Origin of the sequence: Rhizobium sp. RU20A (assembly GCF_900155885.1) — a bacterium.
GTDB lineage: Bacteria > Pseudomonadota > Alphaproteobacteria > Rhizobiales > Rhizobiaceae > RU20A.
On record NZ_FTMB01000010.1, the window covers coordinates 113,931 to 140,124 of the forward strand.

Annotated in this window: 24 protein-coding genes; 22 read left to right on the plus strand and 2 right to left on the minus strand. The window is 63.7% G+C overall.

Annotation, left to right across the window (positions count from 1 at the left end; all coding sequences use genetic code 11):
* The gene (locus F3H41_RS18770; protein ID WP_149740219.1) at positions 1–1,032 is read right to left on the minus strand and encodes an L-idonate 5-dehydrogenase; all 1,032 of its coding nucleotides are present in this window, start codon (positions 1,030–1,032) and stop codon (positions 1–3) included.
* A 10-nt stretch (positions 1,033–1,042) separates the two neighbouring features.
* Entirely contained in the window at positions 1,043–2,014 is a 972-nt protein-coding gene (locus F3H41_RS18775) for a 2-hydroxyacid dehydrogenase (RefSeq protein WP_149740220.1), read from the minus strand.
* A gap of 198 nt (positions 2,015–2,212) precedes the next feature.
* Here F3H41_RS18775 and F3H41_RS18780 point away from each other — a divergent pair, with 198 nt between their 5' ends.
* The 22 genes from F3H41_RS18780 to repC all read left to right on the plus strand — a co-directional run.
* Positions 2,213–3,709: a sugar ABC transporter ATP-binding protein gene (locus F3H41_RS18780; RefSeq protein ID WP_149740221.1), complete on the plus strand. Its 1,497-nt coding sequence runs from the start codon at positions 2,213–2,215 to the stop codon at positions 3,707–3,709.
* A gap of 16 nt (positions 3,710–3,725) precedes the next feature.
* Positions 3,726–4,796 (plus strand): ABC transporter permease, encoded by a 1,071-nt coding sequence (locus F3H41_RS18785; RefSeq protein ID WP_149740222.1) that lies wholly within the window; start codon positions 3,726–3,728, stop codon positions 4,794–4,796.
* A gap of 47 nt (positions 4,797–4,843) precedes the next feature.
* Positions 4,844–5,941, plus strand: coding sequence for a substrate-binding domain-containing protein (locus tag F3H41_RS18790; RefSeq protein WP_149740223.1), 1,098 nt, complete (start codon positions 4,844–4,846; stop codon positions 5,939–5,941).
* Between the two features lie 135 nt (positions 5,942–6,076).
* Complete coding sequence (locus F3H41_RS18795; protein ID WP_149740224.1) at positions 6,077–6,979, plus strand: SMP-30/gluconolactonase/LRE family protein; 903 nt, start codon at positions 6,077–6,079, stop codon at positions 6,977–6,979.
* An 11-nt stretch (positions 6,980–6,990) separates the two neighbouring features.
* Complete coding sequence (locus F3H41_RS18800) at positions 6,991–7,410, plus strand: heme-binding protein (protein ID WP_149740225.1); 420 nt, start codon at positions 6,991–6,993, stop codon at positions 7,408–7,410.
* Between the two features lie 43 nt (positions 7,411–7,453).
* A complete protein-coding gene (locus F3H41_RS18805; RefSeq protein ID WP_149740226.1) occupies positions 7,454–8,464 on the plus strand; it encodes a LacI family DNA-binding transcriptional regulator in 1,011 nt (336 codons plus the stop codon).
* A gap of 490 nt (positions 8,465–8,954) precedes the next feature.
* Entirely contained in the window at positions 8,955–9,305 is a 351-nt protein-coding gene (locus tag F3H41_RS18810; protein WP_149740227.1) for an STAS domain-containing protein, read from the plus strand.
* A 2-nt stretch (positions 9,306–9,307) separates the two neighbouring features.
* Positions 9,308–9,676, plus strand: a complete 369-nt coding sequence (locus F3H41_RS18815; protein ID WP_149740228.1) for a response regulator — start codon at positions 9,308–9,310, stop codon at positions 9,674–9,676.
* On the plus strand, positions 9,673–11,727 hold the full coding sequence (locus F3H41_RS18820) for a chemotaxis protein CheA (RefSeq protein ID WP_149740229.1): 2,055 nt from the start codon (positions 9,673–9,675) through the stop codon (positions 11,725–11,727). Before F3H41_RS18815 ends, F3H41_RS18820 begins: the two co-directional genes overlap by 4 nt.
* The gene (locus F3H41_RS18825) at positions 11,724–12,227 is read left to right on the plus strand and encodes a chemotaxis protein CheW (RefSeq protein ID WP_149740230.1); all 504 of its coding nucleotides are present in this window, start codon (positions 11,724–11,726) and stop codon (positions 12,225–12,227) included. Before F3H41_RS18820 ends, F3H41_RS18825 begins: the two co-directional genes overlap by 4 nt.
* 92 nt (positions 12,228–12,319) lie before the next feature.
* The gene (locus F3H41_RS18830; RefSeq protein WP_149740231.1) at positions 12,320–14,038 is read left to right on the plus strand and encodes a methyl-accepting chemotaxis protein; all 1,719 of its coding nucleotides are present in this window, start codon (positions 12,320–12,322) and stop codon (positions 14,036–14,038) included.
* A 160-nt stretch (positions 14,039–14,198) separates the two neighbouring features.
* Entirely contained in the window at positions 14,199–16,031 is a 1,833-nt protein-coding gene (locus F3H41_RS18835) for a methyl-accepting chemotaxis protein (RefSeq protein WP_149740232.1), read from the plus strand.
* Between the two features lie 148 nt (positions 16,032–16,179).
* Positions 16,180–18,129: a methyl-accepting chemotaxis protein gene (locus F3H41_RS18840; RefSeq protein WP_188129534.1), complete on the plus strand. Its 1,950-nt coding sequence runs from the start codon at positions 16,180–16,182 to the stop codon at positions 18,127–18,129.
* A 12-nt stretch (positions 18,130–18,141) separates the two neighbouring features.
* Positions 18,142–18,648, plus strand: coding sequence for a chemotaxis protein CheW (locus F3H41_RS18845; RefSeq protein ID WP_149740247.1), 507 nt, complete (start codon positions 18,142–18,144; stop codon positions 18,646–18,648).
* Positions 18,649–18,662: 14 nt separating this feature from the next.
* Entirely contained in the window at positions 18,663–19,511 is an 849-nt protein-coding gene (locus F3H41_RS18850; protein WP_149740233.1) for a CheR family methyltransferase, read from the plus strand.
* A 3-nt stretch (positions 19,512–19,514) separates the two neighbouring features.
* Positions 19,515–20,627 carry a chemotaxis response regulator protein-glutamate methylesterase gene (locus F3H41_RS18855; RefSeq protein ID WP_149740234.1) on the plus strand — a complete coding sequence of 371 codons (1,113 nt, stop codon included), beginning with the start codon at positions 19,515–19,517 and terminating at the stop codon, positions 20,625–20,627.
* 215 nt (positions 20,628–20,842) lie between these two features.
* On the plus strand, positions 20,843–21,571 hold the full coding sequence (locus F3H41_RS18860; RefSeq protein ID WP_149740235.1) for a ParA family protein: 729 nt from the start codon (positions 20,843–20,845) through the stop codon (positions 21,569–21,571).
* A gap of 274 nt (positions 21,572–21,845) precedes the next feature.
* Positions 21,846–22,502: a metal-binding protein ZinT gene (locus F3H41_RS18865; protein WP_149740236.1), complete on the plus strand. Its 657-nt coding sequence runs from the start codon at positions 21,846–21,848 to the stop codon at positions 22,500–22,502.
* A gap of 177 nt (positions 22,503–22,679) precedes the next feature.
* Positions 22,680–22,925 (plus strand): WGR domain-containing protein, encoded by a 246-nt coding sequence (locus F3H41_RS18870; protein ID WP_149740237.1) that lies wholly within the window; start codon positions 22,680–22,682, stop codon positions 22,923–22,925.
* A gap of 364 nt (positions 22,926–23,289) precedes the next feature.
* A complete protein-coding gene (gene repA, locus F3H41_RS18875) occupies positions 23,290–24,498 on the plus strand; it encodes a plasmid partitioning protein RepA (RefSeq protein ID WP_188129536.1) in 1,209 nt (402 codons plus the stop codon).
* Between the two features lie 94 nt (positions 24,499–24,592).
* Positions 24,593–25,600: a plasmid partitioning protein RepB gene (gene repB, locus F3H41_RS18880; RefSeq protein ID WP_149740238.1), complete on the plus strand. Its 1,008-nt coding sequence runs from the start codon at positions 24,593–24,595 to the stop codon at positions 25,598–25,600.
* A gap of 168 nt (positions 25,601–25,768) precedes the next feature.
* On the plus strand, positions 25,769–26,194 hold a 426-nt coding region (gene repC, locus F3H41_RS18885; RefSeq protein ID WP_280177054.1), incomplete at its 3' end, for a plasmid replication protein RepC.

Below are 26,194 nucleotides of genomic sequence, written 5' to 3' on the forward strand. Positions count from 1 at the left end.
TCAGGCGAAGGCGATCTGCGTCTTCATCGATTGCGTCTTGTCCGATGCGATTTCGAAGGCGCGCTGCGCCTCGGCGAGTGGCAGCGTGTGGGTGATCAGCGGTTTGACGTCGATCAGCCCGCCCTGCATCAGCTTTACCGCCACAGCAAATTCCTCGTGAAAGCGGAAGGAGCCGCGCAGGTCGAGTTCCTTGGCGGTGATCGCCATCATCGGAAGTGTCATCTCGCCGCCGAGGCCGAGTTGGACGATCACGCCGCGCGGCTTCAGAGCCTGAATGCCCGCCACCAGCGCGGGCTGGGCGCCTGAGCATTCGTAGAGCACATCGAAGGTGCCTTTATTGGCGGCGTAGGGCGCAAGTCCGTCCCTGTCCTTCGAAAGGTCGATCGTGTGGTCGGCGCCGACGGCACGCGCAAAACCGAGCGCGCGTTCGGAGAGGTCGGCCGCGACGATCTCCGCCGCCCCTGCCCTGCGCGCTGCGAGAATCGAGAGCGTGCCGATCGGGCCGCAGCCGGTGACCAGCACCCGCTTGCCCAGCATCTCGCCGGCGCGGCGCGTGGCATGCAGGGTGACGGAAAGCGGTTCGGCCATGGCCGCCTCGCCGGCCGAAAGGCCCTCGGCCTTCACGCACTGGCTGGCCTTGGCGACGAGGCGCTCCCGAAAGGCGCCCTGAATATGCGGGAAGGGCATGGCCGAACCGTAGAATCGCATGTTGAAGCAATGGTTCGGCAGGCCCTTCAGGCAGGAATCGCAGGCGCCGCAGGGACGCGAGGGCGAGACGGCGACGAGATCGCCGATGGCGAGATCCGCAACCCCCTCCCCCAGCGCCGCGACCTGACCGGCGACCTCGTGTCCCAAGATCATCGGCTCCTTCAGCCGCACCGTGCCGAAGCCGCCGTGATTGTAATAATGCAGGTCCGAGCCGCAGATGCCGCCGGCGGCAAGGCGAATTTCCACCTCGCCCGGCCCGGGCGCTTCCGCCGGGCGATCTTCGAGGCGCAGGTCTTTCGCGGCGTGGATGACGATCGTCTTCATGGCGAAATCCTTAGAGAACGGGCGTCGGCAACGGCTGGCCGGCGAAATGGGCGGAGAGATTGTCGAAAACGAGCTTGCCCATCGCCTTGCGGGTCTCGATCGTCCCGGAGGCCATGTGCGGCTGCAGAAGCACATTGTCGAGCGCCAGGAAGCGCGCATTGAGTTGCGGCTCGCCCTCGAAGACATCGAGCGCGGCCGAGCCGAGTGCCCTCGTTTCCAGCGCGTCGAGCAGCGCCTCCTCGTCGATGTTGGAGGCACGGGAAATATTGATCAGCATGCCCTCCGGCCCGAGCGCGGCGATCACCTCGCGGCCGACGATGTGGCGCGTGGCTGCCGACGCGGCGAGCGTGACGAAGAGGAAGTCGCTCTCCGCAGCGAGCCCGACCGGATCCGCTATGAAGCGCCAATCCCCGGCGAAGTCCTTCGGCCCCGTGTCGCTATAGGCGATCTCCATATCGAAGCCGGCGAGGCGGCGTGCGACCTCGTAGCCGATGCGGCCGAGGCCGAGAATGCCGACGCGCTTGCCATGGACGCGGCTCTTCAGGGGATAAAGGCCCTGGCTTGCCCAGTTACCGCTTTTCACCCAGGCTTCGCCGCCGATCATGCCGCGCGCCTGCGCCAGCATCATGGCGACGCCGAGGTCGGCGACATCCTTGGTGAGAACATCCGGCGTGTTGGTGACGCGGATGCCGCGCTCCTTTGCGGCGGCCAGATCGACGGCATCGTAGCCGACGCCATAAACGGAGATAACCTCGAGCTTCGGCAGCGCCTCGATCATCGCCCTGTTGGCGCCAAGTTCGCCGCGCGTCGCGATACCGCGAATGCCCGCGCCGTGGGCCGCGAGGAAGCCCGGCTTGTCCACCGCTTCGAAGTAGCGATGCATCGTGAAATGCGCGTTCAGCCGCTCCTCGTCCCACTGGGGATAGGGGCCGACTTGCAGGATGTCGATCGCGGTTGTCGGGTCGCTCGCCTCAGCGGTCATGGGGTGTCCTCGCGTTTTTTCAGGTCTCTTGAGGCAAGCGGTGCATTTTGGCCTTGCCTCTCCGTGTTATCGATAACATATTCGGCTTCGACATTTTGTCCATCCCCTTTTTGCATGCCGGAAATCGCTTCAAACGGGGGTCTTGACAGGTATGTTATCGATACCATATCGTCCAATCATCGAGCTTTGGGAGGAGCGATGACGATGGAGAAACTGCTGGAGTTTCGTGCCGTCTCGAAGGAATTCGGGGGCACCAAGGCGCTGACCAGCGTCTCGCTCGATCTCCACCGCGGCGAGATCCTCGCTTTGCTCGGCGAGAACGGTGCGGGCAAGTCGACTCTTATCAAGACGCTGGCGGGCATCTATCGCCCCGATGGCGGCGAGATCCTCTTTCGCGGCCAGCCCTACCAGCATCGCCCGCCGAAGCCGAACGAGCGACAGTCCGTCGCCTTCATCCACCAGGATCTCGGCCTCATCGAATGGATGACTGTCGCGGAAAATGTCGGCCTGGCGCAGGGCTTTTCCATGCGCAACAAGCTGATCGACTGGAATGGTACGGCGCGCCGCACCGCCGAAGCCTTGAAGCTGGTCGGCTGCGATTTCGATCCTTCCACCCGCGTCCAGAGCCTGACGCGCACGGAGAAGTCGCTTGTCGCCATCGCCCGGGCGCTGGCCGTCGAGGCCGACGTCTTGGTGCTGGACGAGCCGACCGCCTCGCTGCCGGCCGATGAGGTCGAGTGCCTCTTCGCCGCCATCCGTCCGCTGAAGGAGCGGGGCGTCGCGATGATCTACGTCTCGCACCGGCTCGACGAAATCTTCCGCATCGCCGATCGCGTCGCCGTGCTGCGCGACGGGCATCTGGTCGGTCAAACGCCGGTCAGGGAGACCAATCCCGGCGAACTCATCCGCATGATCGTTGGCCGAAAAGCTGACCAGCTCTTCGCCAAGGCCGAGACGGTTCCGGGCGAAACGCTGGTGACAGTTGAAAATCTCGCCTGCCGGGGTGCTGGCCCCGTCTCCTTCGAGATCCGCAAGGGTGAACTTCTCGGTCTCGTCGGCCTGCGCGGTGCCGGACAGGAACTGGTCGGCCGGGCGCTGTTCGGCGCCGAGCCGGCATCCGGTGACGTGGTCGTGCGCGGCAATCGTCCCGACCTTGCCACACCCGAAACGGCGATCGCCTCCGGCATCGGGCTGATTGCCCGCGACCGCACAGAAGAATCCGTCGCCATGTCGCTGTCGCTTCGGGAAAACACCTTCCTCAACCCAAGCGCCTCCGGGCGCGGTCTTGCCGGCTTCCTCTCCCCTGCGAAGGAAGCCGAGATGGCCTTCGAGATCGGCCGCAAGGTGGGCCTGAGACCCAACGACCAGGCGCTGGCCATCGAGGCGCTGTCGGGCGGCAACCAGCAGAAGGTCGTCGTCGGCCGCTGGCTGGCGACGGGGCGCAAGCTTCTCATCTGCGAGGATCCGACCGCCGGCGTGGATGTCGGCGCCAAGGCCGACATCTATCGCCTGATCGCCTCGGCCGTCGAGGAAGGCCTCGCCGTTCTCGTGATCTCCACCGATTTCGAGGAGATCGCCCACATCTGCCACCGGGCCCTCGTCTTCTCGCGCGGACGCATCGTGCGCGAATTGAAGGGCGCCGACCTCACCACATCCGCTGTCATTTCGGCAGCCTCCGCCTCCGAGGCGGCCTGATTTCCGGAGAAAGCCGATGCAATCCATCCAGTCCAACGCGCTCGAGCCGACGCCCGCAGAAATGCGCGGCCTTTCCACCGGCGACAAGGTGAAGCGCCTCGTTCCGGTCTACGGCCTCGTGATCCTTACCGCACTCCTGATCGTCGTCTTCTCGATCCTGCTGCCGGATACGTTCCCGACCGTTCTCAACCTGCGCTCGATCATCGCCAACAAGACGATCATCGCCATCCTGTCGCTGGCCGCCATGATCCCCATGGCCTGCGGGCGCATCGATCTGACGATCGGCTACGGCATCGTGCTCTGGCACATTCTCGCCATCAGCCTGCAGACCATGTACGGCCTGCCCTGGCCCTTCGCGGTGGCCATCGTCATCTTGCTCGGGGCGATGACTGGCGTGCTCAACGGCCTGCTGGTCGAGGTCGCCAAGATCGACAGCTTCATTGCGACGCTTGGCACCGGCACGGTGATCTATGCGCTGGCGCTCTGGCACACGGGTGGCCGTCAGGTCGTCGGCGTCCTGCCGGATGGCTTCCTGGCGCTGAACGGCACGATGGTCTTCGGCCTGCCGATCACCGGCTTCTACGTGCTCGGCCTCGCCCTCATCATGTGGATCGTGCTCGAATATCTGCCGATCGGCCGCTATGTCTACGCCATCGGCGCCAATCCGAAGGCCGCCGCGCTGAACGGCATTCCGGTCCGCAAATTCGTCATCGCCGCCTTCATCGCCTCCGGCACGCTCTCGGCCATTGCCGGCGTGCTGCTCGCCTCGCGGCTGCGCATCGGCCAGGCCAGCGTCGGCCTCGAATATCTGCTGCCAGCGCTGGTCGGCGCCTTCCTTGGCTCCACCACCATCAAGCCCGGCCGCGTCAATGTCTGGGGCACGATGATCGGCGTCATCATCCTCGCCGTCGGCATTGCCGGCATCCAGCAGATCGGCGGATCCTTCTTCGTGGAGCCGCTCTTCAACGGCGTCACGCTGCTCGTCGCCATCGGTATCGCCGGCTATGCCCAGCGCCGCCGCGGGGCTGCCGGCGCCATCAAGCCCAAGGGCGCGCCCGACAAGACGCCCGACACCGCTAAGACCTGACACAACAGACCCGATTGCCTGATTTCACGTCCAAAGGGAGGACCACCATGAAACGCAGACATTTCCTCGCAGCGTCCGTCGCCGTCATCGGCATGGCCATTGCAGCCCCCGCCTTCGCCGATGCCATGGCCGATGCGAAAGCCGTCGTCGCCAAATATGCCAGCAAGGTCGAGAAGTGGGACGGTCCCACCACCGGTCCGAAAGCGGTCGAGGGCAAGAGCGTCGTCGTCGTCGCGGCCGACATGAAGAATGGCGGCATCCTCGGTGTCGTCAACGGCATCGAGGAGGCGGCCGCCGCCATCGGCTGGACCGTGACGGTGCTCGACAGCGCCGGTTCCATCGAGGGCCGCACGGCCGCCTTCGGCCAGGCACTGACCCTCAAGCCCGGCGGCATCATCATCACCGGCTTCGACGCTGTCGAGCAGAAGCCGGCCATGGAAGAGGCCAAGAAGGCTGGTATTCCCATGGTCGCCTGGCACGCGGCACCGGCCGTCGGCCCGGTCGATGAGGTTGGCGTCTTCGCCAATGTGACGACCGATGCGATGGAAGTTTCCAAGGCGGCTGCTGACTACGCCTTCGTGGATGCCGGCGGCAAGCCGGGCGTGGTGATCTTCACCGATAGCACCTATGCCATCGCGATCGCCAAGGCCGACAAGATGAAGGCCGAGATCGAGGCGCTCGGCGGCACCGTGCTCGAATATGTCGACACGCCGATTGCCGAGACCTCGCAGCGCATGCCGCAGCTGACGACGACGCTTCTGCAGAAGTACGGGGAAAAGTGGACCCACTCGCTGGCGATCAACGACATCTATTTCGACTTCATGGGCCCGTCGCTCGCCGCTGCCGGCATTGCCGGGGATGGCGCGCCGAAGAGCGTTGCTGCCGGCGACGGTTCGGAAAGCGCCTACCAGCGCATCCGTGCCAAGCAGTATCAGTCGGTCACCGTAGCAGAGCCGCTCAACCTTCAGGGCTGGCAACTGGTAGACGAGCTGAACCGCGCTTTCTCTGGAGAAAAATGGTCAGGCTACGTCTCGCCGCTCCACGTCGTTACGGTCGACAATATCGAGTTCGATGGCGGTCCGAAGAACACCTTCGACCCGGACAATGGTTATCGCGACGAATACAAGAAGATCTGGGGCAAGTAAGTCCTTTAGGGACCGGCCGGGGCAGCCCCACCCTGCCCTGGCCTTTCCCGGTGGACGGAACTCCGGCGATCTTGCCGGGTTCGGCGTGATAGGTAAGGTCATGCCGAAGAGTGAGGGCATGAAGAGGAGTTGCGCATGTCGTTTTTCGAGGCGGAAGACAAGGTCTTCTCCACATTCGTTCTCGGCAATGCGCCGCTGAAGACGCTTGCCACAGGCTTTGACTGGGTGGAAGGTCCGGTCTGGTTCGGCGATCACGACTGCCTGCTGTTCTCCGACATTCCCAACAACCGCATCCATCGCTGGAGCCCGACGACGGGCCTCAGCACGTTTCGCGAACCGTCGCATTTTTCCAACGGCCACACGCGCGATCGCGAGGGCCGGTTGGTCAGTTGCGAGCACGGCCTGCGCCGCGTGACGCGCACCGAGCATGACGGGTCGATCACGGTGATTGCCGACCGCTTCGAGGGCAAGCGGCTGAATTCGCCGAACGACGTGATCGTCGCCTCCGACGGCGCCATCTGGTTTTCCGATCCGCATTACGGCATCGCGACCGATTACGAGGGCACGAAGAGCGCGCAGGAACTGCCCTGCAACGTCTACCGGGTCGATGCCGGAAGCGGCGAGATCCGCGCCGTGCTCACCGATTTCAACTGCCCGAACGGCCTCTGCTTCAGCCCGGACGAAAAGCGGCTTTACGTTGCCGATACCGGCCGGATGTTTACAAGCGATCCGCAGCATATCCGCGCCTTCGATGTCCGCGCCGGCTGGACGCTGACGGGCGGCGATGTCTTCCACGTCATCGATCCCGGCTGCGCCGATGGCATGCGTGTCGACGAGGCAGGCAACCTCTGGTCTTCGGCGCGCGACGGCGTGCACTGCATTGCGCCGGACGGCCGGCGGCTCGGCAAGATTCTCGTGCCGGAAACCGTGTCGAACATCTGCTTTGGCGGGCGCGACCGGCATCGCCTCTTCATCACCGCCACCACCTCCGTCTACGCGGTGTCGCTTGCCATCCGCGGCGCCGCCCGCCCCGCCTGAGGAGACACATCATGGCTTTTACGGAAACCACCGCACGGCTGACTGACCAGGGGGTCATGGCGATGCTGACCTCTGCCGTGCAGGCCGCCGGCGCATCCGGCCAACCGCAATGTATCGTCATCGTTGATGGCAGCGGTGTCGTGCTGGCGTCCTTCCGCATGACGGGTTCGCGCTACCTGTCGCTGAAGAGCGCGACGGCCAAGGCACGCACGGCGGCCTCGATCGGCGCGCCGACCCACACGCTGCCCGACCACGCAAAAGCCGCGCTCGCGGCCGCAACCGGCGGCGACGTGACGGGCCTAAAGGGCGGCCTGCCGATCCGCTCCGGCGGTGTGCTGCTTGGCGGCATCGGCGTCGGTTCCGGCTCGGGCGAGCAGGACGAGACGGTTGCGCGGGCTGCCCTGGCGGCCATTGGCGCCGACGACATCTGAACACGCGGCCGGACGGCATGTCTGGCCAGAACGGGGGGCGGGCATGCGCAGCGACAAGGCACCGACGATGGCGGATATCGCCCGCATGACGGGTGTCTCCCCCATGACCGTGTCGCGCGCCTTCAAGCCGGGTAGCCTCATCAACAAGGAAACCCGCGACGCAATCCTGAAAGCAGCCGACGAGCTCGGTTATGTCTTCGATGCGACCGCCTCGAACCTGCGCTCGCAAAAGACCGACTTCATCGCGGTCACCATCCCGTCGCTGAACAATGCCAACTTCGCCGATACGGTCGGGGGGCTTTCCGAGACACTGAGCACGCGGGGCTTCCAGATCCTGCTCGGCTACACCAATTACGACGTCACCGAGGAAGAACGCCTCGTCGAACAACTGCTGCGTCGCAAGCCGCAGGCCATCGTCGTGACCGGCGGCAAGCATACGCCGCGGGCCCGGCGCCTTCTTGAGAACGCCAACGTGCCGGTCATCGAGACCTGGGACATTCCGGCCGACCCGATCGGCCACTATGTCGGCTTTTCGAATGCGGCGGCGGTGCGCGGCATGGTTGATCACTTTGTGGCTGTCGGTTACCGCCGCATTGCCTTCATCGGCGGCGATGCCAGTCGCGACACGCGCGGTGGTGATCGCCGGCTCGGCTTCATCGCCGCGTTGACGGCGCATGGGCTGGATGCAACGCGGCTCATCGATGCCGGACCACCGCCGATTTCCATGCGCGAAGGGGCCAATGCCATGGCGCGGTTGCTCGCCGAATACCCCGATACCGAAGCCGTCATTTGCGTATCGGACCTATCGGCCTTCGGGGCCCTGACCGAATGTCAGCGGGGCGCCATTGCCGTGCCGCAGCGCATGGCCATCGGTGGCTTCGGCGACTACGAAATCGCCGGGGTCAGCGTGCCTGCGTTGACGACGATCAACGCGGATGCACGCCGCATCGGCGAACTGACCGGGCGTATGATCCTCGACCTCATCGACGGGACTCACGATGTCGCCGATGTCATCCTCACACCGCGGTTGATCCTGCGCGACAGCAGCCTTTGATCTGCCCCCAGCACCGTGTCGAAAGGAGATTCGCCGCGCGGGCAACTGTAATTCTTGTTGTTACCGGCTCCCGAAATCTAGTGAGGCAATTGTTGTGGTCGCTTCCATGACAGGCGGGAAGCCGTGTGAGCGTTTCGTGCGAACTGGTTGATTTCGGCGCTTTTCGCTGCATTTCCGCGATAATTTTCGAAGTTGACAATTTTCAATGCACTGAATGTGCGCGTATTTCGTTTTTTAGTTTAATTCTACATATCGAATATTTTTACGCCCATTTAACCAATGGCGTTAATATTGGATGTCGAAAAGCGGCAAACAGCCCGGTTCGCATGACGCGCACCATGGAGGGCCAGCCCCTGTCCCGATACCCCCTCTGAAAAATCGTCCGGTTCGTCGCAAGACGTATCGCCTGTGGACCTGCGTGGCCGCTCTGTGTGGTGGACGCGTCCGCACGCGGGTACGTGACCGACGGCAGGCCTCCCGTTTTCGATGAATGCAGCCATTTCAGGATGTCGCCATGTCACAAGCAGAACTGACGAGTACGGGCCCCGGTGGCCTGCCGGTGCATTTGACAATCCGTCATGCTGCCGCCGCGCACGATGCGCTGCGCAAGGCATTCGAAGCCGGCGGGCCGATCGTGCTGTCCGTACCTGATGGCGCGGAGATCGATCTGAGCTTCCTGCAGCTCGTGGAGGCCGCGCGCAAGCAGGCCGAGGCGTTCCGCCTGCCGATTTCGCTCGCGCGACCGGCCACGGGCAATCTTCTCAACACCCTGGAACGCGCCGGTTTTCTCACCGAAGCAAGCCCGCGCGACGCCGAATTCTGGCTTCATCGGAAGGACTGAACATGACTGCGCATATCCTCACGGTCGATGACTCCGCGAGCATCCGCCTGACCACCCGCATCGCCCTGACCGGCGCCGGCTATCAGGTGACGGAAGCGGTGGACGGGCTGGACGGTCTCGGCAAGGCGAAGGCCGGCAGCTACGACATGATCGTCACCGATCTGAACATGCCCAACATGAACGGTCTGCAGATGATCGAGGCGCTGCGCTCATCGCCAGCCCATACGGGCATTCCGATCATCTTCCTCACCACTGAATCCGATGCCGACATGAAGGCGCGCGCCAAGGCGGCCGGTGCAACCGGCTGGATCACCAAGCCCTTCGACCCCGAACAACTGGTCAAGATCGCCAAGAAAGTGCTCGGCAGATGACAAGTCTCGATCCCATCCAGGTCTTCCGGACCGAGGCGGCGGAACTCTTCGAGCAGATCGAAGCGGGTCTGCTGGACTTGCTCCACGACCTCTCCAACCAATCCCAGATCGACGCCGTTTTTCGCGGTCTGCACACGCTCAAGGGCTCCGGCGCCATGTTCGGCTTCGAAGCCCTTGCTGCGTTTACGCACCATTGCGAAACGGCCTTCGACCGTGTTCGCAAGGGTGAGGTGCCGGCAACGGCCGAGCTCGTCGCCTGCGTCCTCGATGCGCAGGACCACATGAAGGCGCTGGTCGATACGCCGAACGGTGACCACGAGGCCGCCGGCGATGTGCTTCTGGCAAAGCTCCAGGCTGCCGTCGGGGGCCAGGCCGCCCGTGGCTCGGTCGTACCCGCCCCGCTTGCCGCGCCGGTCGAAAAGGTGACGGCCCCTGCCCCCGCCGCCCAGGCAGGCAAGGGCTTCCGCATCGTCTTCCGTCTGCCCGTCAATGCCATGGCGAACGGTACCAATCCGCTCGGCCTCATCAACGAGCTGCACGATCTTGGAACCTGCACGGTCAAGGCGGACCTGTCGCGCATCCCCACGCTCGACACGATCGAGCCGACGGATCTCTACGTTGGCTGGGACGTGACGCTCGTCACGGACAAGGGCCGCGACGCCGTCGAGGATGTCTTCATCTTCGTCATGGATGAAATGGAGCTGGCGATCACGGAAATAGGGGCCGCCGCCCCGGCGCCCGTATCCGAGTCTGCCGCCGTCGCCGCGCCTGCGGCATCGCCCGTCGCTGCCGCCCCGGCAGCGGCCGAACCGGCTTCCCGCGCCCCCGCCGCCGCTGCTTCCGCACCTCAACCGGCCGATGCCAAGCATGGCAAGACGGCCGAAAACGTGCGTGTGCCCGCCGAACGTCTCGACGAACTCATGGACCGCGTCGGCGAACTCGTGATCGCGCAGTCCCGGCTCTCGCAGCTGGCCGGCTCCAGTGCCGACATCCAGCTGCGATCCGTCTCGGAAGATGTGGAACGCCTGTCGGGCGAGCTGCGTGACACGATGATGGTGCTTCGCATGGTGCCCGTCGGCAGCCTCTTCACACGCTTCCGCCGCCTGGTGCACGATCTTGCCCGCGAAACCGGCAAGGTCATCGAGCTGGAGACGGAAGGCGAGACCACAGAGGTCGACAAGACCGTCATCGAGCGTCTCGCTGATCCCCTCGTCCATCTCGTCCGCAACTCGATCGACCACGGCCTCGAAACGCCGGAGGATCGCGTCGCCGCCGGCAAGAGCCGCACCGGCACGGTGAAGCTCGCTGCCCGGCAGTCGAGCGGCGAAGTCATCATTACCATCACCGACGACGGCCGTGGCATCAACCGCGATCGCGTCCGCGCCAAGGCGGAGTCCTCCGGTCTCATCCAGCCAGGGCAGCAATTGATGGATCAGGAGCTTCTGCAACTGATCTTCCAGCCGGGCTTCTCGACCGCCGCAGCCGTGACCAACCTTTCCGGGCGCGGTGTCGGGATGGACGTGGTCAAGAAGACCGTCGAAGCGCTGCGCGGCGTTATCGACGTCAAGTCCGAGCCCGGCAAGGGTTCGGAAATCTCGCTGCGCATTCCGCTGACGCTTGCCATCATCGACGGCCTGCTGATCCGGGTCGGCACCGGCTGCTATGTCATTCCGCTCTCGGCGGTGGAGGAATGCCTCGAACTGTCGGTCGAGGAGGACATGCGCTCGCGCGGCCGCAGCTTCATCTCGCTGCGCGACAGCCTCGTGCCCTTCCTGCGTCTCCGGGATCTTTTCCGCACCGGAACGCCGCCGGATCCCTTCCAGAAGGTGGTCGTCATTTCCACGGGGGATGAACGCGTCGGCCTCGTCGTCGATCAGATCATCGGCGACCACCAGACCGTGATCAAATCCATGTCCAAGCTCCACCATGACGTCGTCACCTTCTCGGGGGCGACGATCCTCGGGGACGGTTCGGTGGCGCTCATTCTCGACGTCTCCCACCTCGTCCAGGTGGGCCAGAACCAGGAGGCGCAGCTGCGCGCGGCCGGATGACAATCGTTCACAACAAACAGCAGTTCGACAGGCTCTGGAATGGCGGCGAGGAAGTGGCCGTGCTGACCTTCGGGCTGTCGGGCGAAACCTTCGCCATCGAAGCCGTCGTCGTGCAGGAAATCCTCGATCTCCTGCCGGAGACCAAAGTACCCGGCGCCCGCGCCTTCGTCGGCAGCGTGATCAACTTCCGCGGCAAGGTCATTCCACTGGCCGATATCCGCCTTGCCTTCGGCATGGAGGCCAGTGAAGCCACGATCGACAGCCGCATCGTCGTTCTCGAACTCGAGATCGAGGGCGAGAGCACGCTGGTCGGCATGCGTGCCGACCGGGTTTACGAAGTGACCATGCTGCCGCGTGCGGCCAGCGAGCCGCCGCCGAGTGTCGGCATGCGCTGGCGCTCCGATTACATTGACTGCCTCGTCAAGCGTGACGGGGAATTCATCATCGTGCCGAGTCTCGACGCGATCTTTGACGCTGAACACGACGCCGTTGCCGGCTGAGCAAGCCCGCAGACCATCGGCATGACGAAACAGAACACCGGTCAATGAAATCGAGCGATCGGCGAACAGCCAAGAAGGCCAGGACCAGAACCATGAATCTTTCTCTCAAAGCCAAACTTGCCCTTGGCTTCGGCATCATCATCCTGCTTGTCGCGGCGCTCGGCGGGTTTTCCCTGATGCAGATGGGCACGGTCAGCAGCAAGTCGACCGACATTGCCACGAACTGGCTGCCCAGCGTCGATATCGCGGGCCGTCTCAACACCGGCACGTCGGATTTCCGCAGCGCCGGCCTGCAGCATGTCATTTCGCAGGACGAAGGCGCCATGAAAGGCTGGACGGACGAGATGACGCGTCTGGGTGCGGAAATCGAGAAGCTGCGTGCTTCCTATGTTCCAAACATTGCCAGCGACGCCGAGCGCGCCCTCTATGACGATTTCAGCAAGAAGTGGAGTGATTATCTGCCGCTGCACGAGAGGGCCATTTCCTTCTCCTCGCGCAACGACACCGCCAATGCGATGGCTATCTACAACGGCGAAGCCAAGAAGATCTACGACGCCGCCTCCGAAGCGCTCACCAAGCTCTCGGACTTCAACTCGAAGGGCGGGTCCCAGGCAAGCGACGAAGCGGACGCCATCTATGCTTCGGCGACGACGCTGGTTCTTAGCGGTATCGCCCTGTGCGTCGTGCTCGGCTTCGGTATCGCCATCTATATCGTCCGCGATATCCTCAAGACGCTCGGCGGCGAGCCTGACTACGTTCGTCAGATCGTTCGCACGGTTGCGGATGGCGACCTGACGGTTCAGGCCGAACTGCGCAAGGGCGACACCGACAGCCTGCTCGCAGCCGTTCAGTCGATGGTGCAGCAGTTGCTCGGCATTGTCGGCGGCGCGCTTTCGGCCTCCGACCAGGTTTCCGCCGGCAGCCAGCAGCTCTCCTCTGCCTCCGAGCAGATTTCGCAGGGCGCGACGGAACAGGCCTCTTCGGCCGAAGAAGCGTCCGCCTCGATGGAAGAGATGGCCGCCAACATCAAGCAGAACGCCGACAACGCCGCCCAGACCGAAAAGATCGCCCGCCAGTCGGCCCGCGATGCGGAAGCCTCCGGCGAGGCCGTCAACAAGGCCGTCGGCGCCATGCGTCTCATTGCCGAGAAAATCTCGATCGTGCAGGAAATCGCCCGCCAGACCGACCTTCTCGCCCTCAACGCCGCGGTGGAAGCGGCCCGTGCCGGCGAGCATGGCAAGGGCTTTGCCGTCGTCGCTTCGGAAGTGCGCAAGCTTGCCGAGCGCTCGCAGGCCGCCGCTGCCGAAATCAGCGGTCTGTCCGGCGACACGGTGAAAACCGCGACGGAAGCCGGCGACATGCTGAACCGTCTGGTGCCGGATATCCGCAAGACCGCCGAACTGGTTTCCGAAATCTCCGCCGCCTGCCGTGAACAGGACATCGGGGCCTCGCAGATCAACGAGGCGATCCAGCAACTCGACAAGGTGACGCAGCAGAATGCCGGCGCATCGGAAGAGATGTCGGCAACGTCCGAAGAACTGGCCGCCCAGGCCGAGGAGTTGCAGACGTCGATCTCCTTCTTCCGTGTCGAGGGCGAGAGCTCCCGCCAGCCGGCCCGGTCTGCGGCACCTGCAAAGCGTGCCCAGCCTGCCGCGCGCCAGGCTGCGCCGAAGGCCTCGGCACAGCCGGCCCGCAAGCCGGCTCCAGACAACTCCATCGCCGCCCAGCAGGCGCGCGCCAAGGGGTTTGCCCTGGATATGTCGATGGGCGGTCCGGACCGCGAAGACGACGATTTCCGCCAGTCGGCGTAACCATCTTTAGCGCTGCCGACGCTTTCGTGCCGGCAGCGCCTTCACAAGACGGCATGGCATGATGCCCTGCGAAAAATCGCAAATGCGACGATGGGAGACGGGGTCCCTCGTTGCGAAGATGTGAAGCGTTCAGCGCACCATTACGGCTATGGGGACAACCATGCGTTTTACCATCAAAATGAAATTGACTTTGGTCTTTACGTTCATTCTGACCGTTCTTGCCGGTCTTTCCGTCTACAGCATCATGAGCCTCGGAACGGTGAATGCAGCTCTGGAAGAGCTTGCCAACGGGCCGGAAAAGCGGCTGCAATATGCTCTGCAGATCGACCGCAACCTTTCTGAAATCATCCGCCAGCAGAAGAACGCGGTTCTGGCGCGCACGGTCGACGAGGCGCGTCCCTTCCTGCAGACCGCCAACGACCTGACCGACGAGACCATCAAGATCATCGAAGCGGGCACGTCTACGGCATCGGCTCAGGGCAAGCCGTTCTGGATCGAAACGGGGAATGATTTCCAGAAGTTCGACGAAGCCTCGGCCAAGCATGACGCGATCCTCCTGTCCGGCAACATGGCTGGCGCCACCGAGTTCTCGAATGGCGAGATGCGTTCTTTTGCGAAGGAAGTCGGCGACGGCACGCGCGAACTCGTCAAGATCCAGGAGGAGCGCGTCGCCACCATGCTGGCCGACGCCAATGCAACCTACGACCAGGTCCGCACCATCCTGATTTCGGCCGTCGTCGTCGCCATCCTTGCCAGCCTTGCCGCCGCCCTTTGGATCGCGCTCGGCATCAGCAGCAGCCTTCGCAAGGTCATGGATGTCGTGCGCGCCGTATCGGTTGGTGACCTCGACAACGATGTTGAGATCAAGACCAATGACGAGATCAAGGACCTCGTCGATACCGTCAATGTCATGACCGGCAACCTGCGCAACACGGCCGAGATCGCCGACAAGATCGCCAATGGCGACCTGACGGTCACGCCGAAGCCGCTCTCGGAAAGGGATACGCTCGGCCAATCGCTGGAAAGCATGGTGGCACGCCTGCGCGGTGTCGTTGCCGATGCCATTGCCGCTTCGCAGAACGTCTCGTCCGGCAGCCAGGAACTGTCGTCGTCTTCCGAACAGCTCTCGCAGGGCGCAACGGAACAGGCTTCCTCGGCCGAAGAAGCGTCCGCCTCGATGGAAGAGATGGCCGCCAACATCAAGCAGAACGCCGACAACGCCGCCCAGACCGAAAAGATCGCGCGCCAGTCGGCCCGCGATGCGGAAGCCTCGGGTGAAGCCGTAAGCAAGGCCGTCGGTGCCATGCGCACGATCGCCGAGAAGATCTCGATCGTGCAGGAAATTGCCCGCCAGACCGACCTTCTCGCCCTCAACGCGGCGGTGGAAGCCGCCCGTGCCGGCGAGCATGGCAAGGGCTTCGCCGTCGTCGCTTCGGAAGTGCGCAAGCTCGCCGAACGCTCGCAGGCCGCCGCTGCCGAAATCAGCGGTCTTTCCGGGGAGACGGTGGCCGTTGCCACGGAAGCCGGCGACATGCTGAACCGTCTGGTGCCGGATATCCGCAAGACCGCCGAACTGGTCGCGGAAATCTCCGCCGCCTGCCGTGAGCAGGACATCGGGGCGTCGCAGATCAACGAGGCGATCCAGCAGCTCGACAAGGTCACCCAGCAGAATGCTGGCGCTTCGGAGGAAGTCTCGTCGACCTCCGAAGAGCTTGCCGCCCAGGCCGAAGAACTGCAGGCCTCGATCGCCTTCTTCCGCATCGAAGAGAGCGCTCAGCGCCAGGCGGCCCGCGCCGCGGCGCCCGTCCAGAGACACGCACCGGCCGCAAAGCCGGCGAGCCGTCCGGTGCAGAAGTCGTTCGCACCCGCTGCCCGCAAGCCGGCCAGCGACCACTCCGTCGCCGCCCAGCAGGCGCGTGCCAAGGGCTTCGCCCTCGACATGTCCATGGGCGGCCCGGACAGCGAGGACGACGACTTCCGGCAGACGGCCTGACGGCCACTGCGCTTCAAAAGCCGGCGCTGACATCGGGCGCCGGCTTTCAACGGCGGATCATCCGACCCCATCTTCGGCGCCGCTTGGTCGGTTCGGCGAAGGGTAAGAAAAATGAGATTGCTGACAATCCTAGAACGGGGAACGCCCAATGTCCTTCCTGACCCAGATGAAGACCTCATCCAGACCGCAAACCGCCATCGCGCAGATCCAGGCGCTGACCCAGGCCCTTGCCGACGGCGACCTGTCGCGGCGCGTCTCGCTGGATGACGTGACAGGTTCGGCGCGCGAAACGCTTGTCGCCGTCAATGCCCTTCTTGACGCGGCGACGCGGCCGACCGTGGCGCTGCGCGATGCCGTGCATCACGTGTCAGCCGAGCATGAGCGCGGCGATATCGATGCAGTCCTGCCGGTCAAGCGCTTCAAGGGCGATCTGGCCGAAACGGCGAACGCCATCAACGAGCTTGTCGCTGCCCACATCACCGTGAAGAAGCAGGCGATGGCCTGCGTGAACGCCTTTGCGAACGGTGATTTCGGCGCCCAGATGGAACGGCTTCCCGGCAAGAAGGCCTTCATCAACGAGACGATTGAGACCCTGCGCGGCAATCTGAAGGGGCTGATCGACGAGATGAACCGCATGTCGGTCGAGCATGACAGGGGCGACATCGACGTCTTCGTTCCCGTCGAGAAATTCAGCGGCGATTTCGGCGCCATGGCCAAGGGCATCAACGAGATGGTGGCCGGCCATATCGCCGTGAAGAAGAAGGCGATGGCCTGCATCAAGGCCTTCGGCGAGGGGAATTTCGATGCCCAGCTGGAACAGTTCCCCGGCAAGAAGGCCTTCATCAACGAGACGATCGAAACGTTGCGCGCCAATCTGCGGGCCATCATCGGCGAAATCCAGCGTCTGATCGTCGCCTCCTCCGCCGGCGAACTCAGCGAGCGCGGCGATGCGCAGCGCTTCGTTGGCGACTTCTCCGAACTCGTCGCCGGCATCAACGGCATGCTGGACGCCATCATCCTACCGATCGCCGAAGGCAACCGCGTGCTGCGGCTCGTCAGCGACGGCGACCTCACGGAAAGAGTCGAGATCGCCTGTGAGGGCGACCACCAGAAGATGAAGGATGCGATCAACGGGCTGGTCGCCAATCTCGTGACCTTCGCCACCAATGTCAGCACGGCAGCCGAGCATGTCGCCAGTGGCAGCCAGCAGCTCTCCTCCTCCTCCGAGCAACTCTCGCAGGGTGCCACCGAACAGGCCTCGTCCGCCGAAGAGGCGTCCGCATCGATGGAGGAAATGGCCTCCAACATCAAGCAGAACGCCGACAATGCCGCCCAGACCGAGAAGATCGCCCGTCAATCCGCCAAGGATGCCGAAGTTTCCGGCGATGCCGTCGGCAAGGCTGTCAGTGCGATGCGCGTCATTGCCGAGAAGATCTCGATCGTGCAGGAAATCGCCCGCCAGACCGACCTTCTCGCCCTGAATGCGGCCGTGGAAGCGGCGCGCGCCGGTGAGCACGGCAAGGGCTTTGCCGTCGTCGCCTCCGAAGTGCGCAAACTTGCCGAGCGCAGCCAGGCGGCCGCCGCGGAAATCCGCGGTCTTTCCGGCGAGACCGTCAAGGCCGCCACGGACGCCGGCGACATGCTGAACCGTCTGGTGCCTGACATTCGCAAGACGGCCGAGCTCGTCTCGGAGATTTCCGCTGCCTGTCGCGAGCAGGATATCGGGGCCGCGCAGATCAATGAGTCCATCCAGCAGCTCGACAAGGTGACGCAGCAAAATGCCAGCGCCTCCGAACAGGTCTCCTCGACCTCCGAGGAACTGGCCGCCCAGGCCGAAGAACTGCAGGCGGTCCTCAGCTTCTTCAACCTGACGGATGATGACGGGCCGGCAAGGCAGCGGGAGCAACAGCTGCGCAAGACCGCGCCGTCGCGCGCGCCTGTCAAGGCTGCAAGTTCCGGCAAGGCTGCAAGGGCGCCTGCAAGGCCGGCCGCCGATCTTTCGGTGGCGGCGCAGCAGGCCCGTGCCAAGGGGTTCACGCTCGATCTGTCGATGGGCGGTCCCGACACAGAAGATGATGATTTTCGCCGCAAAGCGTGAGGGTGAGACATGATGAAGACAACACAGACATCGGCCGGTCCGGAATCACAATTCGTGACCTTCGCTCTCGGCAACGAGGTTTTCGCGGTGCCGGTGACGGTGGTGCGGGAAATCCTCGATCATGAGGATGTATTCAAGATCCCGCACGGCCCCGACTATCTGATGGGCCTGCGTGACGTGCGCGGCCAGGGCGTTCCGATCGTGGACCTGCGCCTGCGGCTCGGCATGCCGGCCATGGAAAAGACCGCGCACACGCGCGTTCTCGTGCTCGATATCCCCTTTACACACCGCATGCTGACCATCGGGCTCGTGGCTGACAAGGTGTTCGAGGTCGTGCCCTTCCGGCACGAGGCGATCGATGCAGCGCCTGATATCGGTGTGCGCTGGAACTCGGAATACATCGAAGGTGTGGTGCGCCGCGACGGCGACTTCGTGGTCATCGTCAATCTCGCCCGTCTCTTCTCCGACAACGGAGCCGCACTCGCCTCCTTCGGCGCCAAGACCCGTGAAATTGCCTGAGGAAACCGAGTATCGTGTCAGTTGCAGCGTCTCACGTTCAGTTTGACCGTCTGAGCGACCGGAATTTCCGGCGTCTGTCGGCCTACATCTACAATTACAGTGGCATCAAGATGCCCCCCGGAAAGCTGACCATGCTGGAGGGTCGCCTGCGCCGCCGGCTGCGCGCGACGGGTCAGAATACCTTCGACGACTACTGCAACTTCATCTTCGACAAGGGCGGGCTCGATCAGGAAGCGATCTACCTGATCGATGTGGTGACCACCAACAAGACGGACTTCTTTCGCGAACCGAACCATTTCGACTTCATGAGAGACGAAGCGCTGCCGGCGCTGGAGGCGGCCGGCGTGCGCCGCATCCGGGCCTGGAGTTCGGCCTGCTCGATCGGCGCCGAGCCCTACACGATGGCGATGGTTCTGGAGGACTTCAAGCGCGAGAAAAAGGGTCCCGATTACCAGATCCTTGCCTCGGATCTGTCCACCGATGTTCTGGAGCGCGCCAAGCGCGGCATCTATCCTTCGCCGATGCTGGAGCCGGTGCCGGACACCATGATGCGTCGCTATGTGATGCGGGCCGTCGATCCGAAACGCCCGGAAATGCGCATCGTGCCGGATCTGCGGCGCAAGGTCGGCTTCTCTCGGCTCAACCTGATGGACGACGTTTACTCGGTCGGCGATCCCATGCACCTGATCTTCTGCCGCAACGTGCTGATCTATTTCGACAAACCGACACAACAGCATGTCCTCACGCGCCTGTGCAAATGCCTGGCGGACGGTGGTTATCTCTTCATCGGCCATTCCGAGTCGGTCACCGCCATGGAACTTCCCATACGCCAGATCGCCAATACCATCTTCGTGAAGGATTAATCCGTGCAAGCCAAGAAGATCCGGGTTCTCATCATCGATGACTCCGCCAGCGTCCGGCAAACGTTGGTCTCCGTGCTTCAAAGCGATCCGGAAATCGAGGTGATCGGCACCGCTTCCGATCCCTTCATGGCGGCCAAGCGCATCCAGGAGGAGATCCCCGACGTCATCACGCTGGATGTTGAAATGCCGCGCATGGACGGGATCACCTTCCTGCGCAAGCTGATGAGCCAAAAGCCGATCCCGGTCGTCATGTGCTCGTCGCTGACGGAACAGGGCACGGAAACGCTGATGCAGGCGCTCGAAGCCGGCGCCGTCGATGTCATCCTCAAGCCGAAGATCGGCGCTGCCGATTTCCTGGCGGAACAGGGCGCGCGCATCTGCGAAGCGGTCAAGGGTGCGGCGCAGGCCCGGCTCGGCCGCCGCGCTGCGGTTGCGACCGCCAACCACCCCGAAGCCCGCAGCGACGGTCGCCTCGTGCCACAGGAAAAGCTGACGGCCGATGCCATGCTCCCTCCCCCCTCGGGAAGGGCGATGGCGCGCACCACGGAAATGGTCGTATGCATCGGTGCCTCGACGGGCGGAACGGAAGCGCTGCGCGAACTGCTTGAGCGGCTGCCGGCCAACGCGCCCGGCATCGTCATAGTCCAGCATATGCCGGAGAAATTCACCGCGGCCTTTGCCAAGCGGCTGAACGGCCTGTGCGAGGTGGAGGTGAAGGAGGCCGTGGACGGCGACCCGGTGCTGCGCGGCCATGTGCTGATCGCGCCCGGCGACCATCATATGCTGCTGGAGCGGCAGGGCGCGCGCTACCATGTCTCGGTGCGTTCCGGTCCCCTCGTCTCGCGCCATCGTCCGTCGGTGGATGTGCTGTTCCGCTCGGCGGCCCGCTCGGCCGGGTCGAATGCCATGGCCGTCATCATGACCGGCATGGGCGATGACGGTGCCCGCGGCATGCTGGAGATGCATCAGGCCGGCGCCTATACGGTGGCGCAGGACGAAGCCTCCTCGGTTGTCTTCGGCATGCCGAAGGAAGCGATTGCCCGCGGCGGCGTCGCCAAGATCCTGCCCCTCAACCTTCTGGCGGCCGAAATCCAGGCGGAAGACCGCCGGCGCTGAGGCGGCGCATGGCATGACGGCGGGGCCCGCCGGCGGTTGCGGCTGGGCCTTGCTATGGTCTTCCCCCGGCATTTGCATTTCAGCGCCTCGGGGGGGGTCCACGGACTGGTTGCAAGGATCCGTTAACCATAAGCTTGCAAGATGAATCTGCCGGGACAAGGGTCCCGGGTGCAGGACAGCGCCGGCGGCGGACCGGCCAAAGCCGGGATTCGACCATGCCGATCATTACATTTGCCAATACCAAGGGCGGCGCCGGCAAAACCACGGCTGTGCTGCTGCTGGCGACCGAACTGGTGCGTCGCGGTCACCGCATCACCATCATCGACACCGATCCGCAGCGCTGGATCTCCCGCTGGTTCGAGGGCGCCGACCCCGTCGCCAACCTGACGGTGGCGACCTATGTTTCGCTGGCCGCCCTCCCTCGCACCGTGGCCGAATACAAGCCGAAAAGCGATTACATCATCGTTGATCTGCCCGGCGCCCAGTCGCCGCTGCTAGCCACGGCGCTTGGCCTGTCCGATTTCGTCATCATTCCCATCCAGGGCAGCTCGATGGATGCCCAGGGCGGCGCGCAGGTCATCGAACTTTTGGCCTACCTCGACCAGAAGGCCCGCATCCGCATCCCCCATGCCGTGCTGCTCTCCCGCGTCAATTCCATGGTGACGACGAGGGCGCTGCAGGCCGTCAAGCAACTGCTGAACGAGCGCCACGTTCGGATGCTCGACACACCCATCATCGAGCGTTCCGCTTTCCGCGACATGTTCGAGTACAAGACCTTCCTGCATCGCCTCGATCCGGCCCGCGTCAGCAATCTCGACAAGGCCATCATCAATGCCCAGCGCTATGCGGACGAAGTCGAAGCCGCGATACGCCTTCGCAACGCAGAGATCGCCCCTGCCCAGCGCGCGACAGCGGTCTTGATGCCGCACGCATCGGCGGCTTAAGCGCGCGGCAACGGACGCTGGGAGCCGCCAGGCCGCCATCCTCGCAGCGCCTGCAGGTCTTAAGGGGCCGATCCACGGAGGCGTCGAACGCCTGCCGCCGCGATTGGGATGTGCGTCCGTCCTCTCCGCCCCCCTCCCCTGCCGTCGTGGACAAAGCCGCGACATGCAAGTTGCGGCTTGCCTATCCGTCAAAATTACCATACATCCGCATCCGTTATGTTATTACATAAAAGTCGCGGCAAACTGCGCTGTCGACTTGCGAGAGGATGGACGGATGAAGACGAGAACGATGACCTTTGCCGGCACAATGGCGCTTGCGGCGGCCTTGCTGGCGAGCCCGGTGATGAGCGCGGAAACGAAAGCGGACAAGGCCCATGCCCATGATCACGGCCAGGCGGGCTCGGCGAGCAAGGGCTACTTCTACGACAGCCAGGTCAAGGCGCGCGATCTCACCGACTGGGAGGGCGATTGGCAGTCGATCTATCCCTATCTCATGGATGGCACGCTCGATTCGGTCATGGCGCACAAGGCGGAAAAGGGCGACATGACCGCGGAACAATACCGCGCCTACTACGAGACCGGTTATCGCACCGACGTCAGCCGCATCGTCATCGACGGCAACACCGTCACCTTCTATCGGGGCGATCAGAAGGTTAGCGGCGATTACGTGAGCGACGGTCATGAAATCCTGACCTACAAGAAGGGCAATCGCGGCGTGCGCTTCATTTTTCGCAAGAGCGCGGGCGATGCGGCGGCGCCGGAATACATTCAGTTCAGCGATCATATCATCGCGCCGCAGAAGGCCGGGCATTATCATCTCTACTGGGGCGACGATCGCGCCAAGGTTCTGGCCGAGTTGACGAACTGGCCGACCTATTTCCCTTCCGACATGGGCCGGAAGGAAATCCTTGAGGACATGCTGGCACATTAATGTGTGGCGCAGCCCCGGCCTGAACGGGGGCTGCCTTCCGCCCGTCTGCGGTTCGAAAGCCCCCTCCCCTTCCCCGGCGGAAGGGGTGTGCGATCCATCACAAATGGGAATCGGTGACGGTGCATCGATTCCAATCATTCGTTGGACAGCAAGCCCGCAGGGCGCGACACTCGCGCCATGCATCATGATCCTCCAGATATCCATCTTGAACGGTGTCAGCCCGCCCTCAACATGGCGCGCTTCTATCAGCTGAGTGTCGAGACCTCCTTGTTCGGCGAACCCGTGCTGACGCGTCGCTGGGGGCGGATCGGGACGCGCGGCCGCGTCGTGTGCGAAGCCTTTGCGAGCCGCGAAGGGGCGCTTGCGGCGCTGCACGACCACGAAACCCGCAAGCTGCGCCGTGGCTACCGACGCCGACCCTGAGCCGTCCGTGATGCCGGGTCCTCCCTCCCCTCGACGCCAGAATCGCCGGTTCCACTCGCCCATGGCGTGAGTCGCTTATCGACGCGACCATGGGCGTGTGGCACGCTTCCAGCACGTGTTCGGCGGCGGGTGCTGGCGATGTCTCCGGCCCCACGCAAGCTTAACCGAGGCAGCCGCTTCGGTCGGAAGCGATTGCTTTCGTTTGAAAAATCTCGGCAACACAGCCGCAGTAGACATGGTCGCTGCCGGCCCGTTAAGGAAGCGTTAACCCTATTCTTCTTGCGGTGGCATCAGAATCGTGGCTTAGCTTGAGACGGAAACAGCGCGTCTGACGCTAGGAAACCGTCTGAACCCAGAGGCCAGAGTGAACGTGATCGATCGGCACATCAACCGCGCATCGACATCTGCCCATATTACACAACGGGCGGAAGCGCTTTCGGCGCGCCTGCGCAGTGTCGGCGAACGGGCCTTTCCCCCGACGGCGCAGAAGTCGCTGCGCTCCTTCACTTCGGGCGAAGTGGCCGAAATCGTCGGCGTGTCCGACGGCTATCTGCGTCAGCTTTCCCTCGATGGGCTCGGCCCTGCCCCCGACGTCGGCAATGCCGGGCGGCGCTCCTACACGCTGGAACAGATCAACCAGCTGCGCGAATATCTGGCGACCGCCCGCCCGAAGGAGGCGTTGCGCTTCTGGCCGCGTCGGCGTCCCGGCGAGAAGCTGCAGATCCTCACCGTCGCCAACTTCAAGGGCGGCTCGGCCAAGACGACCACGTCGGTCTATCTTGCCCAAGGGCTGGCGCTGCAGGGCTTGCGTGTCCTTGCCATCGACCTCGATCCGCAAGCCTCCTTGTCGGCCATGTTCGGCTACCAGCCGGAGTTTGACGTAGCGGAGAATACCACGCTTTACGGCGCCATCCGCTATGACGAGCAGCGCGTGACGATGAAGGATGTGGTGCGGGAGACCTATTTCACCGGCATCAGTATCGTCCCGGGCAATCTCGAGCTGATGGAATTCGAGCACCAGACGCCGCGCCACATGTTGCAAAATCGTGGCCGGCCGGAAGAGCTGTTCTTCCGTCGCGTCGCGGCCGCGATCGCAGAGGTCGAGGACGACTTTGACGTGGTCGTCGTGGATTGCCCGCCGCAGCTCGGCTTTCTCACCATGGGTGCCCTCAACGCCGCAACCGGCATGATCGTCACCGTTCATCCGCAGATGGTCGATGTCGCCTCGATGAGCCAGTTCCTGCTGATGACGTCGGACCTCGTTTCGGTGATCGAGGAGGCGGGTGGCAGTCTCGACTACGACTTCCTGCGCTTCCTTGTGACCCGGCATGATCCGCGCGACGTCCCCGAACAGGAAATCGTCGGTCTCCTGCGTGACGTCTTCGCGGGCGATGTGATGGCGGCATCCGCATGGAAATCGACCGCGATTGCCAATGCCGGCCTGACGAAGCAGTCTCTTTACGAATTGTCGCGTGGCGCTGTGGGGCGTTCCACCTATGACCGCGCCATGGAATCGATCAATGCCGTCAACCAGGAGGTCATTGATCTCATCAATCAGGTCTGGGGACGGTGATGGCTGGGCTCGGACAGTCGAATCAGTGGGTTAGGGCGTTGTCAGCTGACGACGGAACCTTCTGTTCGACACCCCTGCCGATGGAGAGGAGACCATGAGCAAGCGCACACAGTCGATCCGATCGCTGTTTTCGGGCGGCGGCGAGCAGCCCCCGACTGACGAGCCGCGCCAGCCGGTGCAGCGCGTCGCATCCGGCGCTGTACGCTCCCTCAAGGACACGTTTTCGGAGGTCGAGCGCGACTATGAGGAACTGAAGCGGCAGGTGGCGAGCGGGGCCGTGCCGGTCGAAATCGATCCCACCCTCATCGACCCCTCCCCTTTCGCGGACCGCTTCGCCGATCAGGATGTCGAGGCCGTCGAAGCGCTGAAGACGTCGATGCGCGAACACGGGCAGGAAATTCCTGTCCTGCTTCGTCCGCATCCCGGCGCGGCGGGCCGCTACCAGATTGCCTATGGTCACCGGCGCGTGCGCGCTGCTGGTGATCTGGGCCTGAAGGTCAAGGCCTATGTACGCGACCTCGACGACGACCGTCTCGTTGTCGCGCAGGGCATCGAAAACTCTGCCCGCGAAGACCTGACCTTCATCGAGCGTGCCGTCTTTGCGCTGCGACTGGAGGAGGGCGGTTTTCAGCGGTCGCTGATCCAGACGGCCCTGTCCGTGGATCGCCAGGAGGCGCATAAGTTGGTCAGCGTGGCGCGCGCCGTCCCGGACTGGCTCGTAACGGCCATTGGCCGGGCTCCAAAGATCGGCCGACCGCGCTGGCAGGAAATGAGCGAACTCGTCAAGCTTGCTGGCGCCGAGCGCAAGGCCCGCAAGGCTGTCGATGACAAGGCGTTTGACCACAAGAGCAGCGACGATCGCTTCATGGCGGTGCTGAAGGCGCTGAAGAGCGGCGAGGGCAAGGCGGCGCCGGGCAGGACCGAGCGGCTTGTTGCCCGTGCTGCCGAAGGTCAGGAGATTGCCACCATGGCACTGTCCGGTCGCAACTGCCGCATCGAGATCAGGCGCGATCGCGACGAGGATTTTGCACGCTTCCTCATGGAGCGCCTCCCGGCGCTTTATGAGAGTTTCAAGGCGGAAACGCCCTCATCGGATCAATAGGCGAGGATAGGAAAACAGCAAAAGAAAAAGGCCCCCCGACGTTGCCGTCATGGAAGCCTCTCTCATAGGTCTAGCAGCCCGAGAATCGCATTTCCATGAATCTCAGTCAAGCGTTTTTGGCACCGTTTTGGTGAGCGGATTTCTTTTGCCCGTGAAAAGGTGAAAGAGATGCAGACTGGATATGTGACGACGCCCTTTGGGCGGCGGCCGGTGACGCTTGCGCTAGTGGCATCGCAGAAGCGGGCCACGGAACTTCGCCCGGGCAAGTCGGCCGACAAATGGAAGATCTACCGCGATGCCTGCGATGCGCGCACGCTGCTTGGGGTCAGGGATCGCGCTCTGGCCGTGTTGAGCGCGCTTCTGTCCTTCTACCCGGACAACGAACTGCGCGAGGGCGCAAACCTCATCGTCTTTCCCTCCAATGCTCAATTGACCGCACGGGCAAACGGGATCGCCGGTACGACGTTACGCGAGAACCTCGTGCATCTCGTCGAGGCCGGGCTCATTCACCGCAACGACAGTCCGAACGGCAAGCGTTATGCCCGCAAGGACTCCAATGGTGCGATCGAGACCGCCTATGGCTTCAATCTGGCA